15 protein-coding genes and 1 tRNA gene are annotated in these 15,637 nt (G+C 71.3%); 8 read left to right on the forward strand and 8 right to left on the reverse strand.

What is annotated here, in order from left to right; all coding sequences use genetic code 11:
* The first annotated feature begins 98 nt into the window (after positions 1 to 98).
* The 3 genes from ACH4N1_RS10350 (at position 99) to ACH4N1_RS10360 (ending at position 3,682) form a co-directional block, all read left to right on the forward strand.
* A complete protein-coding gene (locus ACH4N1_RS10350; protein WP_398096068.1) occupies positions 99 to 1,121 on the forward strand; it encodes an SGNH/GDSL hydrolase family protein in 1,023 nt (340 codons plus the stop codon).
* A 247-nt stretch (positions 1,122 to 1,368) separates the two neighbouring features.
* On the forward strand, positions 1,369 to 2,589 hold the full coding sequence (locus tag ACH4N1_RS10355) for an acetyl-CoA C-acetyltransferase (RefSeq protein ID WP_382789813.1): 1,221 nt from the start codon (positions 1,369 to 1,371) through the stop codon (positions 2,587 to 2,589).
* 295 nt (positions 2,590 to 2,884) lie between these two features.
* Positions 2,885 to 3,682: a hypothetical protein gene (locus ACH4N1_RS10360; RefSeq protein WP_398096069.1), complete on the forward strand. Its 798-nt coding sequence runs from the start codon at positions 2,885 to 2,887 to the stop codon at positions 3,680 to 3,682.
* A gap of 31 nt (positions 3,683 to 3,713) precedes the next feature.
* Here the strand turns inward: ACH4N1_RS10360 and ACH4N1_RS10365 are convergent, their stop codons facing one another.
* Complete coding sequence (locus ACH4N1_RS10365; RefSeq protein WP_398096070.1) at positions 3,714 to 4,025, reverse strand: hypothetical protein; 312 nt, start codon at positions 4,023 to 4,025, stop codon at positions 3,714 to 3,716.
* A gap of 104 nt (positions 4,026 to 4,129) precedes the next feature.
* Between ACH4N1_RS10365 and ACH4N1_RS10370 the strand changes: the two genes are divergently transcribed.
* Positions 4,130 to 4,360 carry a DUF4287 domain-containing protein gene (locus ACH4N1_RS10370; protein WP_366057378.1) on the forward strand — a complete coding sequence of 77 codons (231 nt, stop codon included), beginning with the start codon at positions 4,130 to 4,132 and terminating at the stop codon, positions 4,358 to 4,360.
* Positions 4,361 to 4,459: 99 nt separating this feature from the next.
* Here the strand turns inward: ACH4N1_RS10370 and ACH4N1_RS10375 are convergent, their stop codons facing one another.
* The 3 genes from ACH4N1_RS10375 to ACH4N1_RS10385 form a co-directional block, all read right to left on the reverse strand.
* On the reverse strand, positions 4,460 to 5,374 hold the full coding sequence (locus ACH4N1_RS10375) for a Bax inhibitor-1/YccA family protein (protein WP_382780666.1): 915 nt from the start codon (positions 5,372 to 5,374) through the stop codon (positions 4,460 to 4,462).
* 251 nt (positions 5,375 to 5,625) lie between these two features.
* Complete coding sequence (locus ACH4N1_RS10380; protein WP_398096072.1) at positions 5,626 to 6,801, reverse strand: 4-hydroxybenzoate 3-monooxygenase; 1,176 nt, start codon at positions 6,799 to 6,801, stop codon at positions 5,626 to 5,628.
* A gap of 206 nt (positions 6,802 to 7,007) precedes the next feature.
* Positions 7,008 to 7,093: transfer RNA gene (locus ACH4N1_RS10385), tRNA-Leu, on the reverse strand.
* 392 nt (positions 7,094 to 7,485) lie between these two features.
* On the opposite strand from ACH4N1_RS10385, the gene ACH4N1_RS10390 reads away from it, so the two are divergent.
* Both ACH4N1_RS10390 and ACH4N1_RS10395 read left to right on the forward strand, forming a co-directional pair.
* Complete coding sequence (locus ACH4N1_RS10390; RefSeq protein ID WP_398096074.1) at positions 7,486 to 8,256, forward strand: ABC transporter ATP-binding protein; 771 nt, start codon at positions 7,486 to 7,488, stop codon at positions 8,254 to 8,256.
* Positions 8,257 to 8,313: 57 nt separating this feature from the next.
* Positions 8,314 to 10,842, forward strand: coding sequence for an ABC transporter permease (locus tag ACH4N1_RS10395; RefSeq protein ID WP_398096076.1), 2,529 nt, complete (start codon positions 8,314 to 8,316; stop codon positions 10,840 to 10,842).
* A gap of 206 nt (positions 10,843 to 11,048) precedes the next feature.
* Here ACH4N1_RS10395 and ACH4N1_RS10400 read toward each other — a convergent pair whose 3' ends face one another.
* Positions 11,049 to 12,437: an NAD(P)/FAD-dependent oxidoreductase gene (locus tag ACH4N1_RS10400; RefSeq protein WP_366057373.1), complete on the reverse strand. Its 1,389-nt coding sequence runs from the start codon at positions 12,435 to 12,437 to the stop codon at positions 11,049 to 11,051.
* Positions 12,438 to 12,965: 528 nt separating this feature from the next.
* On the opposite strand from ACH4N1_RS10400, the gene ACH4N1_RS10405 reads away from it, so the two are divergent.
* The gene (locus ACH4N1_RS10405) at positions 12,966 to 13,238 is read left to right on the forward strand and encodes a type II toxin-antitoxin system Phd/YefM family antitoxin (RefSeq protein ID WP_159768479.1); all 273 of its coding nucleotides are present in this window, start codon (positions 12,966 to 12,968) and stop codon (positions 13,236 to 13,238) included.
* The gene (locus tag ACH4N1_RS10410; RefSeq protein ID WP_398096078.1) at positions 13,235 to 13,504 is read left to right on the forward strand and encodes a type II toxin-antitoxin system RelE/ParE family toxin; all 270 of its coding nucleotides are present in this window, start codon (positions 13,235 to 13,237) and stop codon (positions 13,502 to 13,504) included. Before ACH4N1_RS10405 ends, ACH4N1_RS10410 begins: the two co-directional genes overlap by 4 nt.
* Before the next feature lie 4 nt (positions 13,505 to 13,508).
* On the opposite strand, the gene ACH4N1_RS10415 is transcribed toward ACH4N1_RS10410, so the two are convergent.
* From ACH4N1_RS10415 to ACH4N1_RS10425, 3 genes are read right to left on the reverse strand one after another with little or no spacing between them, the layout of a single operon-like run.
* Positions 13,509 to 14,450, reverse strand: coding sequence for an exopolyphosphatase (locus tag ACH4N1_RS10415; RefSeq protein ID WP_398096080.1), 942 nt, complete (start codon positions 14,448 to 14,450; stop codon positions 13,509 to 13,511).
* Positions 14,447 to 15,052 carry a DUF501 domain-containing protein gene (locus tag ACH4N1_RS10420; RefSeq protein WP_398096081.1) on the reverse strand — a complete coding sequence of 202 codons (606 nt, stop codon included), beginning with the start codon at positions 15,050 to 15,052 and terminating at the stop codon, positions 14,447 to 14,449. Before ACH4N1_RS10420 ends, ACH4N1_RS10415 begins: the two co-directional genes overlap by 4 nt.
* Before the next feature lie 27 nt (positions 15,053 to 15,079).
* The gene (locus tag ACH4N1_RS10425; RefSeq protein WP_398096082.1) at positions 15,080 to 15,559 is read right to left on the reverse strand and encodes a septum formation initiator family protein; all 480 of its coding nucleotides are present in this window, start codon (positions 15,557 to 15,559) and stop codon (positions 15,080 to 15,082) included.
* Between the last annotated feature and the right edge of the window lie 78 nt (positions 15,560 to 15,637).

Consider the following 15,637-nt stretch of genomic DNA (forward strand, 5'->3'; position numbering starts at 1 on the left):
ACGGCCCCGCCCGCGACGTTCACTCCCTGTCGAGATTGACCCACGGTCCGTGCGGGGCAAGGAGTGGGTGTACGGACACGAGGAGGTGGCGGCGAGGCATGACGAGCATGTCCAGGGCAAGAGTGGCCCGGCGCATCGCGGCCGGAGCGGCCTACGGCGGCGGCGGGATCGGGCTGGCCGGCGCGGCGGCCGTCGGCCTGGTGCTGGCCGAGGTGCGGCTGGCCCGGCGCCAGGTCGGCAACGGCACACACCCGCACGTCCCCCCGGCGGACGGCCGCTACGGCCGCGCCTACGACTCCCCCGGCCCCGGCGTGGAGCCGCTGTACCTGACGCTGCTGGGCGACTCCACGGCGGCGGGGCAGGGCGTGCACCGGGCCGGGCAGACGCCGGGGGCGCTGCTGGCCTCGGGGCTCGCGGCGGTCGCCGAGCGGCCGGTGGAACTGCGGAACGTGGCGCTGCCCGGCGCCCGCTCCGACGACCTCGACCGTCAGGTGGCGCTCGTCCTGGGCGACCACGGCCCGGTGCCCGACGTCTGCGTCATCATGATCGGCGCGAACGACGTCACCGCGCGCATGCCCCCGACCCGCTCGGTGCGCCACCTCTCGGCGGCGGTACGACGGCTGCGCACGGCCGGCGCGGAGGTGGTCGTCGGCACCTGCCCCGACCTGGGCACGATCGAGCCGGTCGGGCAGCCCCTGCGGTGGCTCGCCAGACGGGCCTCCCGCCAGCTGGCGGCCGCCCAGACGATCGGCGTGGTCGAGCAGGGCGGCCGCACGGTGTCGCTGGGCGACCTGCTGGGTCCCGAGTTCGAGGCGAATCCGGGCGAGCTGTTCGGCCCCGACCACTACCACCCCTCGGCGGAGGGCTACGCCACGGCGGCGATGGCGGTCCTGCCGACGGTCTGCGCGGCGCTGGGGCTGTGGCCGGCGGAGGAGGAGCGTCCCGACGCCTCCCGACGCGAAGGCTTCCTCCCGGTGGCCCGGGCGGCGGCCGAGGCGGTGGAGGAGGCGGGCACCGAGGTCGCGGCGGCCATGCCGACGGGCCCGAGGGGTCCGTGGGCCCTGCTCAAGCGGCGGCGGCGCCGCGTGCCGGAGCCGGAGCCGTCCCGGGTGTCGCCGTGACCGGAGGGCGCGGCGGGACCGGAGGGCGCGGCGGGACCGCAAGGGCCGGAAGGACCGGCGGAGGGAGGGGCGCCGAAAAAGCAAGCGCTTAGAAAACTGCGGCCAGGGTCACACCGCCACACCCGTGACCTGGCCCATACGTACGGGTAACTTCCAGTCACGTCCCGTCCGGGAGAACCACCCGTACGCCCGCCCGCCGCCCCTCGACGAGGCGCCGCGCGCCGCCCCCTTCCTCTCTGGAGCCGTGATGCCCGAAGCCGTCATCGTCTCGACCGCCCGCTCCCCCATCGGCCGCGCTTTCAAGGGCTCTTTGAAGGACCTGCGCCCGGACGACCTCACCGCCACCATCATCCAGGCCGCCCTCGCCAAGGTCCCCGAGCTGGACCCGAGGGACATCGACGACCTGATGCTCGGCTGCGGCCTCCCCGGCGGCGAGCAGGGCAACAACCTCGGCCGCGTCGTCGCCGTGCAGATGGGCATGGACCACCTGCCCGGCTGCACGGTCACCCGCTACTGCTCCTCGTCCCTCCAGACGAGCCGCATGGCCCTGCACGCCATCAAGGCCGGCGAGGGCGACGTCTTCATCTCGGCCGGCGTCGAGACGGTCTCCCGGTTCGTGAAGGGCAACTCCGACAGCCTGCCCGACACGCACAACCCGTTCTTCGCGGAGGCGGAGGCCCGCACCGCGGCCGTCGCCGAGCAGGAGGGCACCACCTGGCACGACCCGCGCGAGGACGGCCTGGTCCCGGACGCCTACATCGCGATGGGCCAGACCGCCGAGAACCTGGCCCGCCTCAAGGGCGTCACCCGCCAGGACATGGACGAGTTCGGCGTCCGCTCGCAGAACCTCGCCGAGGAAGCCCTCAAGAACGGCTTCTGGGAGCGGGAGATCACCCCGGTCACCACCCCCGACGGCACGGTGGTCAGCAAGGACGACGGTCCGCGCGCCGGCGTCACGATGGAGGGCGTGGCGGGCCTGAAGCCGGTCTTCCGCCCCGACGGCATGGTCACCGCCGCCAACTGCTGCCCCCTGAACGACGGCGCCGCCGCGCTCGTCATCATGAGCGACACCAAGGCCCGTGAGCTGGGCCTGACCCCGCTCGCCCGGATCGTGTCCACCGGCGTCTCCGGCCTCTCTCCCGAGATCATGGGCCTCGGCCCGGTGGAGGCGAGCAAGCAGGCCCTGCGTCGGGCCGGCCTGACCATCGACGACATCGACCTGGTCGAGATCAACGAGGCGTTCGCCGCCCAGGTGATCCCCTCCTACCGCGACCTCGGCATCCCGCTGGAGAAGCTGAACGTCAACGGCGGCGCGATCGCCGTGGGCCACCCCTTCGGCATGACCGGCGCCCGCATCACCGGCACGCTCATCAACTCCCTCCAGTTCCACGACAAGCAGTTCGGCCTGGAGACGATGTGCGTCGGCGGCGGCCAGGGCATGGCGATGGTCGTCGAGCGCCTCAGCTGAGTCGCGCGCAGGCCCCGACCGTCACCTCTCGGTAGCCGTCGGGGCACCCGCCGTGAGCCGATGGCCCGGAGTCTGGGAAGCCCCTGGATTCCGGGCCGTTTTGTGATCCAATCTCCCCCAGGATGTGACCTATCTCCCTCCCCGGAGGGATTTACGCAGCTCAGAGTCGTTTCACCACCTGGGGCCGGGTCCAATTTCCTGCCCGTTTCGTGACGTTACGCACTGACAGCTGGATAGTCCGCCCTTCAAGCTGATGTAGGAAGTCGGGGGTCGACTTTGAACCGGGAGTACGTCAGTGAGCGCCATGCCGATCGCCTTGCTGGTCACCACGGCCGCCACGGGCGCCGTGGGCGTCGCCGTCCTGCGCACCCTGCTGCAGCTGCGCCGTCAGGTCGCGGCTCTGCACACGCAGCTCGCGGAGACCGCCGAGGGCGCCGCCGGGACGCGCGGCTTCGTTCCGGCCGCCCGCACCACGGCCGACACGGAGGAGATACGCGCGGCGGTGGCCGAGGCCCTCGCCGAGGAGCGGGAGCGGGAGCTGGCCGAGGCGCGCGCCTTCTGGGCCGCCCAGGAGGCCCGTGACGCTTCCGACGCGCCCTCCCTGCTGGGTCTGCCCGACAGCGAGCTGTTCCTGCCCCGGCAGGCCGATTTCGTGGGCATGGAGCCGCTGGAGCCGGTGACCGAGCCGCCCGCGGACGCCGACGAGTTCGCCGGTGACTCCCCCGAACTGGCGGCGGCCCGCCGCCGTCACCCCTCCCACCCGGACTTCGTGCCGGTCCAGTCACCCGTCGCCAACGACCACGAGCGCACGGTGACCGCGCTGGAGGAACTCGCCGCCGCCCGTGTCGAACTGACCGATGTGCGGCCGGGTCCGCTCGGCACCCTGGACGTCTACGTCTTCGCCGACGGCACCACCCTGTGCATGACTCCGGGTCACCGGGAGACCGCGGACCGCCTCGCGCGGGCCCTGACGGCCGGTGAGACGCCGTACCTGCTGGGCGGCTCGGGCATCTCGGGCGCGTACGCCCTGACCTTCGCCTGCGGCGAGGAGAGCGTCTACATCCTGGCGGACCGGGTCATAGCCGGTCTCTGAGGCGTCCCCGGCGGCCGGGTCCCGTCCCCCGTCAGACCCCCGCCCGCTTCTGCGCCTCCTCCACCAACCGCACGGCCTCGTCGACCTGGCCCTCGTCCGTGAGGACGAGGGCCAGGTCGTGCACGGCGACGGTGATCTGGTCGGCCGCGGCGAACATCCCGGCGTCGGGCATCTCCCGGGGTTCGGCTCCCGGCGCCTCGGCGAGCTGGGCCCGCCGGGCGAACTCCCTGGCCAGCCCCAGCGCTTCGGCCGCGCCGCTCCGTTGGAGCCGACTCTGCGGTGCCGCCCGCAACCGGTCGGCGAAGTGATCCACGGCCTGCGTCAGACGCTTCGTATCCACCACGTCGTGAGCGTACGCGCCGTACCGGGACTGTTGCCAACGGGCGAACGCTCAGGCACGGTGACCTGAAGGACCGGCCTACATCCCCTTTGCGTCCGGAGGCGCCGATGTCCCATGTCCTCTCCGAGGAGACCCACCGCAACATGCTCGCCCGCATCCCCCACTGCACCGGTCGTGAAGTCGCCGACTGGCTCCGCACCGTGGAGGACGGCCCCTCCCTCTTCCGTTTCGAGGAGAAGGTGAGCTGGCTCCGCCACGAGTACGACCTCGCGTACGGCCACGCGAAGGCGATCGTCCACGAGTACGACCTGAGGAGGGCCGCGCGCAAGCTCCGGTAGCGCGCCCGCACCGCATCCCGCACGTCACCCACGACGAAGGGCCCCGGGGTGACCCGGGGCCCTTCGTGACGTCGGCGCGTCGCCGCCGAGGCGCTCGCGTCAGTCGCTGCTGTTGAGGATCGACAGGAGTCGCAGGAACTCCATGTAGATCCACACCAGGGTCAGCGTGAGGCCGAAGGCGGCGAACCAGGCCTCCTCGCGCGGGGCGCCGTAGGCGATGCCGTCCTCGACCTGCTTGAAGTCCAGGGCGAGGAAGCAGGCACCGAGGATGATGCCGATGACACCGAAGACGATGCCGAGGGTGCCGCTGCGGAAGCCGAGGCCGTCACCGCCGCCGAAGACGCTGAACAGCAGGTTCACCGCCATCAGCAGGACGAAGCCGAGGGCCGCCGCCATCACGAAGCCGTAGAAGCGGCGGTTGACGCGGATCCAGCCCGCCTTGTACGCCACGAGCACGCCGGCGAAGACCGCCATCGTGCCGAGCACGGCCTGGGCGACGACGCCGTCCGCGATGTACGTGGACACCGCGCTGGAGATCACGCCGAGGAAGACGCCCTCGAGGGCGGCGTACGACAGGATCAGCGCGGGCGACGGGCGGCGCTTGAAGGACTGGACGAGCGCCAGCACCATCGCGACCAGACCGGCCCCGACGCCGATGGCGTAGGACTTGCCGAGGTTGGCCTCGTCGACGGGCAGCAGCAGCCAGGACAGGACCGCGGTGACGACCACGGCGCCGAGCGTGGTCGCGGTGCGTGCGACGACGTCGTCCATGGTCATGACGCCGCCGGTGGTGACCGGGGCCTGCGGTGCGCCGTACTGGACGTCCTGCTGGGCGTAGGGGTTCTGCGCGTAGGGGTTGCCGGCCGGCTGGGCGGCGGGGCCGCCCTGCGCGTACGGGTTGCCCTGCTGCGTGCCGACAGCGGGACCCCCGGCCTGCGGCGCGGCGTCGAAGCCCGCGTAGCCGTTGTCGCGGCTGAACCCCCGTCGCGAGAAGACCGGGTTTCTGCTCCTCATTTCACTCCTCCATGGCCACACAGCGCGGCCTTGGCTCAAGAGTAATAGGTAGGCAAAGGAATGACCCTACTGCTTGGGGAGGATCTTTCCCTTGCCGTCTTGGGCAACACGCTATGTCGATCTCTGATTCCCCGGGGTGGAGTACCTCATTCCTGACCGGTCCGGTACCGACTCGGTACCGGACCGGGACCGGGCGGCGACAGCGCGCCGACGCTGCCCCTACGCCACTCACATCACTCGCGTCGCTCGCGTCACTCGAACGGGAACCCGGTGTAGGCCTCCGCCAGGTCGGTCTCGGCGGCCCGGGAGGAGGCGATGCGGTCCAGGCGGGCGAGCTGGAGGCGCTCCTCGAAGGGGGTGGCGCCGGGGGCGCGGTGCAGGAGGGTCGTCATGTCGTACGAGAACCGTTCGGCCTGCCAGACGCGGCGCAGGCAGGTCTGCGAGTAGGCCTCCAGCAGCCGCGCCGATCCCGTCTCCCGCTCGTGGACGAGGGCGCGGGCGAAGGTGACGACGTCGCCGACGGCCAGGTTCAGGCCCTTGGCGCCGGTGGGCGGCACGATGTGGGCCGCGTCACCGGCGAGGAAGAGGCGGCCGTGCCGCATGGGCTCGTGGACGTAGGACCGCATGGGGGTGACCGACTTCTGGGTGATCGGGCCGCGCTCCAGCGTCCAGTCGTCGTCCGTCTCGAAGCGGCGCTCCAGCTCGGCCCAGATCTCCTCGTCGCTCCAGGACCCGGCGTCCGTGCCCTCGGGCACCTGGAGGTAGAGACGGGACACGGACGGGGAACGCATGGACAGCAGGGCGAAGCCGCGGTCGTGGCGGGCGTAGACCAGCTCGTCGTGCGAGGGCGGCACGTCGGCGAGGACGCCGAGCCAGCCGAAGGGGTACGTGCGCTCGAAGACGCGGGTCAGTTCGGCGGGTACGGCCGCACGGGAGACCCCCCAGAAGCCGTCGCACCCGACGACGTAGTCGCACTCCAGGACGTCCTCGCGCCCGTCGCGCCGGAACCGCACGCGCGGGTGGTCGGTGCCGGCCCCCTCGACGGCGAGCGCCTCCGCCTCGAACAGCAGCGGGCCGCCCTCCTGCAGTTGGAGGGCGATGAGGTCCTTGCACACCTCGGTCTGGGCGTAGACCGTGACGGACCGGCCGCCGGTGAGGGCGGGGAAGTCGACGCGATGGCGCTTGCGGTCGTACCGCAGCTCGATCCCGTCGTGGCGCAGCCCCTCGCGGTCCAGGCGCTCCCCGGCCCCGGCCGCGCGCAGGACGTCCACCGTGCCCTGCTCCAGGATCCCGGCGCGCTGGCGCTGCTCGACGTAGGCCCGGTCGCGGCCCTCCAGGACGACGGAGTCGATCCCGGCGTTGTGCAGCAGCCGGGCGAGGAGGAGGCCGGCGGGGCCGGCGCCGATGATGCCGACAGTGGTGCGCATCGGGCGTTCCCTTCAGACGGGCGTCATTGCCACGGTGTCCGGTGCCTGGTGCTCGCGACACCGGGGCACGATGTTCGTGTAGTGAACTTTTCTTCACTCTTGCCGGACGTGAGTGTGCGCGTGCGTTCGCCAGGTGTCAACGGGTGGGGCGGGAAGCGATGAGGATCGGAGCCGGGGGCGGTGAACGGCCGGCCGCCGCAAGAAGGTGGTGCCCGGAACCGGACTTGAACCGGTACGCCCGCGAGGGGCAGCGAGGTTTAAGCTCGCCGTGTCTGCATTCCACCATCCGGGCAGGCCATGGGCTCCGCGTCGCGACTGGAGCCTATCGGGAGGTCTCGGACCAACAGGGGCCGGGCGACCCGATGTTGTCTTATTTTATTGACTTCTGAGTGTGCATCAGACCGTGAACTCGCCATCCGCACGTGCCAGTAGCCTCATGCGCGCCGTCGTCGGGTGGGGACGGAATGACGGAATTTCACCGCCCGAACGAGGGTGCTCCACCTGTTCTTGACGAACGGCACCTCAGGGGCGCGTGTCATCCCCTGGTATGACACGGCGGCCCGCGGTCCCTCGCAGGTCTGCCCCCGATACCGGAGCAGCGGCTGACTACAGGGCGCCGGGCGGCCGAGACGATGGTGCGGATCCCGAAACGCACCACGCCGTCGTCCCCACAGGAGCCCCGCCGTGACCACCACGCCCCTCGCCGACCGGTCCACCGTCGTGGCCGCGCGCGCCACCGACCTGTCCAAGACCTACGGGCAGGGCGAGACCCGGGTGGTCGCCCTGGACCGGGTCTCCGTCGACTTCCGGCAGGCAGAGTTCACCGCGATCATGGGCCCCTCCGGCTCCGGCAAGTCCACCCTGATGCACTGCGTGGCCGGGCTGGACACCTTCTCCTCCGGCTCCGTGCGCATCGGCGACACCGAGCTGGGCTCCCTGAAGGACAAGCAGCTCACCAGGTTGCGCCGGGACAAGATCGGGTTCATCTTCCAGGCGTTCAACCTGCTGCCCACCCTGAACGCCCTGGAGAACATCACCCTCCCGATGGACATCGCCGGCCGCAGGCCGGACAAGGAGTGGCTGGACAAGGTCATCCGCATGGTCGGGCTCGCCGACCGGCTGCGCCACCGCCCCTCGCAGCTCTCCGGCGGCCAGCAGCAGCGCGTCGCCGTCGCCCGCGCCCTCGCCTCCCGGCCGGACATCGTCTTCGGCGACGAACCGACCGGGAACCTCGACTCCCGTTCGGGCGCCGAAGTGCTCGGCTTCCTCCGCAACTCGGTGCGCGAGCTGGGCCAGACGGTCGTCATGGTGACCCACGACCCGGTGGCCGCGGCGTACGCGGACCGGGTGGTGTTCCTCGCGGACGGCCGGATCGTCGACGAGGTGCACGGCCCCACCGCCGAGTCCGTGCTCGACCGCATGAAGCGCTTCGACGCCAAGGGCCGCACCAGCTGAATCCCGGTCAGGTCCGACAGGGCCGAAGGACCGACAGGACCGAGAAGAAAAGAACCCATGTTCCGTACCGCCCTGCGCAACGTCCTCGCGCACAAGGCCCGGCTTCTGATGACCGTGCTCGCCGTGATGCTCGGCGTGGCCTTCGTGTCGGGGACGCTGGTCTTCACCAACACCATCTCCGACGCCTACCAGAAGAGTTCCGCCAAGGGATTCGACCAGGTCGACGTCGCCGTCACGGCCGAGTTCCAGGAGGACGAGGGCGACCGCATCGGCAGAACCCCCGATCTGACCCCGTCCCTTCTCGACACGAGCGCGAAGGTGCCCGGCGCCGCGTCCGCCATCGGTGTCGTGCGCGGCTTCACCGCGATCGCCGACAAGGACGGCAAGCTCGTCGGCGAGGGCTTCCAGTCACAGGGCGGTAACTACTGGGGCGACAAGGACCCCCGGTACCCGCTCCAGGAGGGCACCGCCCCGCGGGGCCCCGGCGAGATCGCCCTCGACTCCGAGACCGCCCGGCGGGCCGGCTACGAGGTCGGCGACACCGTGCGACTCTCGGTGGACGGGCCCGTCCTCACCCCGAGGATCACCGGCGTCTTCACCACCGACGACGGCAACGTCGCCGCGGGCGGCAGCCTCACCCTCTTCGACACGGCCACCGCGCAGCGGCTGCTGGGCAAGCCCGGCACGTACCACGAGATCGACGTCAAGGCCGCCGCCGGCACCTCGCAGGCCGCGCTGAAGGCCGCCCTCGACAAGGCGCTGCCGAAGGACCTCGTCGAGACCACCACCGGCGGGCAACTCGCCGACGAGCAGGCAGAACTGATCTCCTCGCAGATGAGCGGCCTGAAGCAGGGCCTGCTGGTCTTCGCCGGCATCGCCCTCTTCGTCGGCACCTTCATCATCGCCAACACCTTCACCATGCTGGTCGCCCAGCGCACCAAGGAGCTGGCGCTGCTGCGCGCGGTCGGCGCCTCCCGCCGGCAGGTGACCCGGTCGGTGCTGGTCGAGGCGTTCGTGGTCGGCACGGTCGCCGGGCTGACCGGACTGGTCGCGGGCGTCGGCATCGGCGCCGGACTGCGCTCGCTGATGGGCACGCTGGGGGCGACCGTTCCCGACGGCCCGCTGGTCGTGTCGCCCGGCACGGTCGCGACCGCCCTGGCCGTCGGCGTCGTCATCACCGTGCTGGCGGCCTGGCTGCCCGGCCGACGGGCCGCGAAGATCCCGCCGGTCGCCGCGATGAGCAGCGTCCACGCCACCGCGACCACCAGGTCGCTGGTGCTGCGCAACACCCTCGGCGCCCTGTTCTCGGCGGCGGGTGTCGCGGTCGTCCTCGCGGCCACCACGATGAACGGCTCCGACGGCCAGGCCCCCATGGGGTTCGGCGCGGCCCTGCTGGTGATCGGCGTGTTCGTGCTGACGCCCCTGCTGTCCCGGCCGCTGATCGCGGCCGCCGCGCCGGTCCTGCGGATCTTCGGCGTGTCCGGCAAGCTGGCCCGGCAGAACTCGGTGCGCAACCCGCGCCGTACGGCCGCCACGGCCTCCGCGCTGATGGTGGGCCTCACCCTGATCACCGGCATGACGGTGATGGCGGGCAGCCTCCAGAAGTCGATCGACAAGATGGCGTCGGACGCGGTGCGGGCCGACTACGTCGTGTCGATGGCGAACGGCCGCGGCCTCTCCCCCGACGTCGAGAGGAAGCTGAGGGCGACCGACGGGGTGACCGTCACCAGCCCGCTGCGCAACGCCCCCGTCCGCATCGACGGGCAGACCGAGTACGTCACCGGCGTCACCGGCTCCGCCATCGCGCGGCTCACCGACCTCACGGTCGACGACGGCGCCTTCCGGGTCGGCGGCAGCCGGGTCGTCGTGGACGAGGACACGGCCGAGTCCCACGGCTGGAGGGCCGGTTCGGACCTCACGGTGGCGTACGAGGACGGCGCGAAGCAGCGGCTGACGGTCGCCGGCGTCTACCAGGGCAACGAGATGATCCGGGGCGTCATCCTGGACAACACCGCCCTCGCCCCGCACCAGGACGACCCGACCGACATGCAGGTCATGGTCAAGACGGCCGGCGGCGCCTCGGACGCCACGAAGGACGGGCTGGAGAAGGCACTCGGCGCCAATCCGGCCATCAAGGTGCAGAGCAGGCAGGACCTCTCCGACGAGATCGCGCAGATGTTCACGCTGATGCTGAACATGCTCTACGGCCTGCTCGCGATGGCCGTGATCGTCGCGGTGCTCGGGGTCGTCAACACGCTGGCGATGTCGGTGTTCGAGCGCTCGCAGGAGATCGGCATGCTGCGGGCCATCGGGCTGGACCGGCGGGCCGTGAAGCGGATGGTGCGGCTGGAGTCCCTCGTGATCTCGCTGTTCGGCGGGGTCCTGGGCATCGGGCTCGGCGTGTTCTTCGGCTGGGCGGCCGGTGAGCTGATCGGCACGTCGATGCCGACCTACGAACTCGTCCTGCCGTGGGGCCGGATGGCCGTGTTCCTGACGCTGGCCGGCGCGGTCGGAGTGCTCGCCGCGCTCTGGCCGGCGCGCCGGGCGGCCCGGCTGAACGTGCTGACGGCCATCAAGTCGGAGTGACGCAGGGTTGGTTCGGGGGCCCCGTCGGGTACGGCGACGGGGCCCCTTCCGCTGTCCGCGGCAGGTCGGTTCCAGGTGCGGGCGCGCAGCGGCAGGCCGGCGGTGCCGGAGTCCGGGCCTGCCCGGCCGCCCCGCTCATGCCGAAGGGGCCGCCCGCACCACGGATGGCGGGCGGCCCCTTCGGGGGGCGGTTCGGTGAAGCCGTGTCAGGAGGCCTTGGCCTTCTCGCCGGTCTTCTCGGTCTGCTTCGCCGCCACCGGGGCCGGCTTCGCGGCCTCGTAGAACTCCTCGCGCGGGGACTCCAGCGCGCCGAGCGAGACGACCTCACGCTTGAGGAACATGCCGAGCGTCCAGTCGGCGAAGACGCGGATCTTGCGGTTCCACGTCGGCATCGCCAGGCCGTGGTAGCCGCGGTGCATGTACCACGCCAGCCGGCCCTTGAGCTTGATCTTCATCTTGCCCATGACGATCATCGCGACGCCCTTGTGGAGGCCGAGGCCCGCCACCGCACCCTTGTTGGAGTGCGCGTACTCCTTCTGCGGGAAGCCCCGCATGCCGGAGATCACGTTGTCGCCGAGGACCTTGGCCTGACGGAGCGCGTGCTGCGCGTTCGGCGGGCACCAGGCGTTCTCGACGCCGGCCTTGCGGGCGGCGACGTCGGGGACCTGGGCGTTGTCGCCGGCGGCCCAGATGTAGTCGGTGCCCTGCACCTGGAGCGTGGCGGCCGTGTCGACGTGACCGCGGGGGCCCAGCGGGAGGCCGTAGCGGGCGAGGACGGGGTTCGGCTTGACGCCGGCCGTCCAGACGATCGTGTTGGAGTCGACCTCGAGCCCGTTCTTCAGCACCACGTGGCCGTCGACGCAGGAGTCCATCGAGGTGGAGAGGTAGATCTCCACGCCGCGGCTCTCCAGGTGCTCCTTGCCGTAGGCGCCCAGCTTGGGGCCGACCTCGGGAAGGATCTTGTCGGCGGCGTCGACGAGGATGAAGCGCATGTCCTCGCGGGACACGTTCTTGTAGTACTTGGCCGCGTCGCGGGCCATGTCCTCGACCTCACCGATGGTCTCCGCGCCGGCGAAGCCGCCGCCGATGAAGACGAAGGTGAGCGCCTTGCGGCGGATCTCCTCGTCGGTGGTGGAGTCGGCCTTGTCGAGCTGCTCGAGGACGTGGTTGCGCAGGCCGATGGCCTCCTCGATGCCCTTCATGCCGATGCCCTGCTCGGCGAGGCCGGGGATCGGGAAGGTGCGGGAGACCGCGCCGAGGGCGATGACCAGGTAGTCGAAGGGCAGCTCGTACGCCTCGCCGACCAGCGGGGCGATCGTGGCGACCTTGCGGTCCTGATCGATGGTGGTGACCCGGCCGGTGAGGACCTCCGCCTTGGGCAGCACGCGTCGCAGCGGGACGACGACGTGGCGCGGGGAGATGTTGCCGGCGGCGGTTTCGGGGAGGAAGGGCTGGTAGGTCATGTACGACCGGGGGTCGACGACCGTGACGGTCGCCTCGCCGTAGCGCATCTTCTTCTGGATACGCCGAGCTGCGTACAGGCCTACGTACCCACCGCCTACTACGAGGATCCTGGGACGCTCCGTGGTGCTCATGCCATCGAGTATCCACCCGCCCCAGGGGGGTCGCTCGTGCGCCCCTTCACAAGCTTCCTCTGGGTATGTGCTATCCTCCGCCGCCCACGTGATCCATGTCATGATGCGCGACGGGAACCGGTGTGCATGCGGTGCCGTTGTCAATGCCGCGTGAGCTGCCTCTCCGGGCTCCGGGGTGCCGGGTGAGGGCCCCGAAACACGTCTCGCGCGACCCTCGCGAAACGTCCGCGCCCTCCGCTTTTGAACATGTTCACCCGACTGTCGGGCCCCCGTAAGGGCCAAGCGGCCCCACTTGGTCCTCCGAGAGGGCCGTTTTCCTTGTGAAGAACTTCACGAAGTTTTCCGAAGGGGGGTCGCCGAGGGGCGTTTCCCGGCCGCTCCCAGCCCCCCGAACGCGCTCAAACGTTCTCCCACCTGCTCAGCAGAGGAGGTCGTGCCACCGGCCGGGCGATGCCGTCGAGGACCGCTCACGCACGGGACTCGCCGAACCGGACCCTGCGTGTACACGAAAATGCGTACACTATTTTCATGACTGAGAACACCGTGACCGTAAGGGAAGCCCGCGCGCACCTCGCCGACCACATCAACCGGGCCGAGGAAGGCGTTCCGACCGTCATCACGCGCAACGGCGCTCCGGTGGCGGCCGTGGTCCCGATCGCGGACTTCGAAGCGCTGGAGGAGGCGGCCGACGTCATGCTGGCGCGCGAAGCCGAAGCGGTCCTGGCCGAGGGCGGTCCCACCGTGACGATGGCGGAACTGCTGGCGGATCTGTTCACCGAGCACGATGGGGAAACGGCGTGAAGTACGCCTTCCGGTTCACTACGGCAGCGCAGCGGCAGCTCCGGGCCGTCAGCCGGCCCGACGCCATGCGCATCCTGACCGCACTGACCGCGCTCGGCGACGACCCGTACCGCGAGGACGCCGACGTCAGGAAGCTCACCGGCCCGTCCGGGCTCTACCGGCTCCGGGTCGGAAGCTACCGGGTCGCCTACCAGATCAACGATGGTGAACTCGTCGTCCTCGTCGTCAAGGTGGGCGACCGGCGGGACGTCCACCGCAACCTGTAGGTGCTCAGGCCACAGACCATCCGATCCCGTCGAGGATGTCGTGCTCGCTCACGACGACCTCCTCGGCGCCGATCCGCTCCATGATCGACAGCAGCACCAGGGCGCCCGCGGCGATGACGTCGACCCGGCCCGGATGCATCGACGGGACCGCGGCCCGCTCGGCGTGGGTCGAGCGCAGCAGCCACTCGGTGATCTCACGGACCCGTTCCCGGGAGACCCGGGAGTGGTGGATGGCCCGCGAGTCGTACTCCGGCAGTTCCTGCGCGATCGCCGAGACCGTCGTGACGGAGCCGGCCAGACCCACCAGGGTGTGCGCCTCGCGCAGCGGGACCGTGCGCTCCGCGAGGTCCAGGGCCGCCTCGATGTCGGCGCGCATCGCCGTGATCTGCGCCTCGGTGGGCGGGTCGGTGACCGCCCCGTCCACGACCAGGTGCCGTTCGGTCATCCGCACGCAGCCGACGTCCACGGAGCGTGCGGCGCGCACCCGGTCGTCCCCGACGACGAACTCGGTCGAGCCGCCGCCGATGTCCACGACGAGGTAGGGCTTCGTCAGGTCGTCACGGCCGGTCAGTTCCCTGGTGGCGCCGGTGAAGGAGAACTCCGCCTCCTGGTCGCCGGAGATCACCTCGGGCTCGACGCCCAGGATGTCCAGCACCCCGCGCACGAACTCGTCCCGGTTCTCCGCGTCGCGCGAGGCGGAGGTGGCCACGAAACGCAGCCGCTCGGCGCCGTGCTCCTTGACGACCGCGGCGTACTCCCGGCACGCGGCGAAGGCCCGCTCCAGCGCCTCGGGCGCGAGCCGCCCGGTCCGGTCGACCCCCTGCCCGAGCCGCACGATGGTCATACGGCGGTCCAGTTCGACCAGTTCACCGGTGTCGGGGTGGGCGTCGGCGACGAGCAGCCGGATGGAGTTGGTACCGCAGTCGACGGCGGCGACGCGTGTCATCGGGCGTCTCCCTCGACCGGCTCGAAGGCGAAGCGGCCCGTGCCGTCCTCGGACGTGTCCACCTGCCGGCCCTCCCCGGCCGGCGGCCGGGACGGCGTCACGCAGGCCCCCTTGGCCCACCACTGCGGCAGCATGCCCAGCGCCTCGTCACCGAGCGGGTTCACTCCCGGCCCCGCGGCCAGCGAGTGCGCGACCAGCACGTGCAGGCACTTCACCCGGTCCGGCATGCCGCCCGCGCTGGGGAAGTTCTTCAGCTCCTCGATCTCGTCCCGGCGCCGCACGTAGTCCTCGTGCGCCGCCCGGTAGGCCGCCGCCAGCTCGGGATCGGCCTGGAGCCGTTCCGTCATCTCCTTCATCACGCCGTTCGCCTCGAGCGTGCCGATGGCGGAGTTCGCCTTGGGACACGTCAGGTAGTACAGCGTGGGGAAGGGGGTGCCGTCGGGGAGGCGGGGGGCCGTCTCCACCACGTCCGGCTGACCGCACGGGCAGCGGTGGGCGATGGCGCGCAGTCCGCGCGGCGGTCGTCCGAGCTGCTGCCGGAAGGCCTCGACGTCGGCGTCGGTGGGCTCGGTGCGGGGGGTGGTGGGCGGGGGGGTTTCCATGCCTGTACGGAAGTCTCTCTAGTCGGTTCATCGGCCGGCGGCGGCGTCGGACTTGTCGACGGCGTCCCAGACGTTCGAGTACCAGGGGCGGTCGGCGGCCCCCTGGTCGGCGCGGGACTGCTCGGCGGCGTCGGGGTCGACGACGATGTACCCCGTCTCCCCCGGCAGCACGTAGTGCAGCCGCAGCCGGATCTGCTGTTCGGCGTAGGCGTCGTCCTGCCAGCGTGCCTTGAGGTCGCGCAGCTGTTCCACCCGCTCGCGGGCCTGCTCCCTCTCGCGGTGGAGATCGGCGATCTCGGCGCGCTGGGAGACGTACTGCCGCATCGGGTAGGCCAGGGCCACGATCAGCGTGCACAGGACCAGGGCGAGGAGGGCCGCGCGGCCGGTCAGGCGCGAGCGGCGGGCCTGGCGCTTGGTCTGGGACCGGTAGACCCGGGCCGCGGTCTGCTCGCCGAGCAGTTTGATCCTGGTCGTGGTGGAGAAACGGTCCCGGTTCTTCACGGCCATGTCGTCCCCGCCTCCCGTCTCACACGTGCGTACGTCCCCGGACACGGTACGGGACCGGTACGGGGACGTACGTACGAC

It is taken from the genome of Streptomyces sp. NPDC017202 (assembly GCF_044331705.1).
Lineage (GTDB): Bacteria > Actinomycetota > Actinomycetes > Streptomycetales > Streptomycetaceae > Streptomyces.

Bases quoted from the DNA above. Each gene is read 5' to 3' on its own strand.
- ACH4N1_RS10350 (WP_398096068.1), top strand. From the start codon at position 99: ATGACGAGCATGTCCAGGGCAAGAGTGGCCCGGCGCATCGCGGCCGGA.
- ACH4N1_RS10355 (WP_382789813.1), top strand. From the start codon at position 1,369: ATGCCCGAAGCCGTCATCGTCTCGACCGCCCGCTCCCCCATCGGCCGC.
- ACH4N1_RS10370 (WP_366057378.1), top strand. From the start codon at position 4,130: ATGTCCCATGTCCTCTCCGAGGAGACCCACCGCAACATGCTCGCCCGC.
- ACH4N1_RS10375 (WP_382780666.1), bottom strand. From the start codon at position 5,374: ATGAGGAGCAGAAACCCGGTCTTCTCGCGACGGGGGTTCAGCCGCGAC.
- ACH4N1_RS10380 (WP_398096072.1), bottom strand. From the start codon at position 6,801: ATGCGCACCACTGTCGGCATCATCGGCGCCGGCCCCGCCGGCCTCCTC.
- ACH4N1_RS10395 (WP_398096076.1), top strand. From the start codon at position 8,314: ATGTTCCGTACCGCCCTGCGCAACGTCCTCGCGCACAAGGCCCGGCTT.
- ACH4N1_RS10400 (WP_366057373.1), bottom strand. From the start codon at position 12,437: ATGAGCACCACGGAGCGTCCCAGGATCCTCGTAGTAGGCGGTGGGTAC.
- ACH4N1_RS10405 (WP_159768479.1), top strand. From the start codon at position 12,966: ATGACTGAGAACACCGTGACCGTAAGGGAAGCCCGCGCGCACCTCGCC.
- ACH4N1_RS10415 (WP_398096080.1), bottom strand. From the start codon at position 14,450: ATGACACGCGTCGCCGCCGTCGACTGCGGTACCAACTCCATCCGGCTG.
- ACH4N1_RS10420 (WP_398096081.1), bottom strand. From the start codon at position 15,052: ATGGAAACCCCCCCGCCCACCACCCCCCGCACCGAGCCCACCGACGCC.
- ACH4N1_RS10425 (WP_398096082.1), bottom strand. From the start codon at position 15,559: ATGGCCGTGAAGAACCGGGACCGTTTCTCCACCACGACCAGGATCAAA.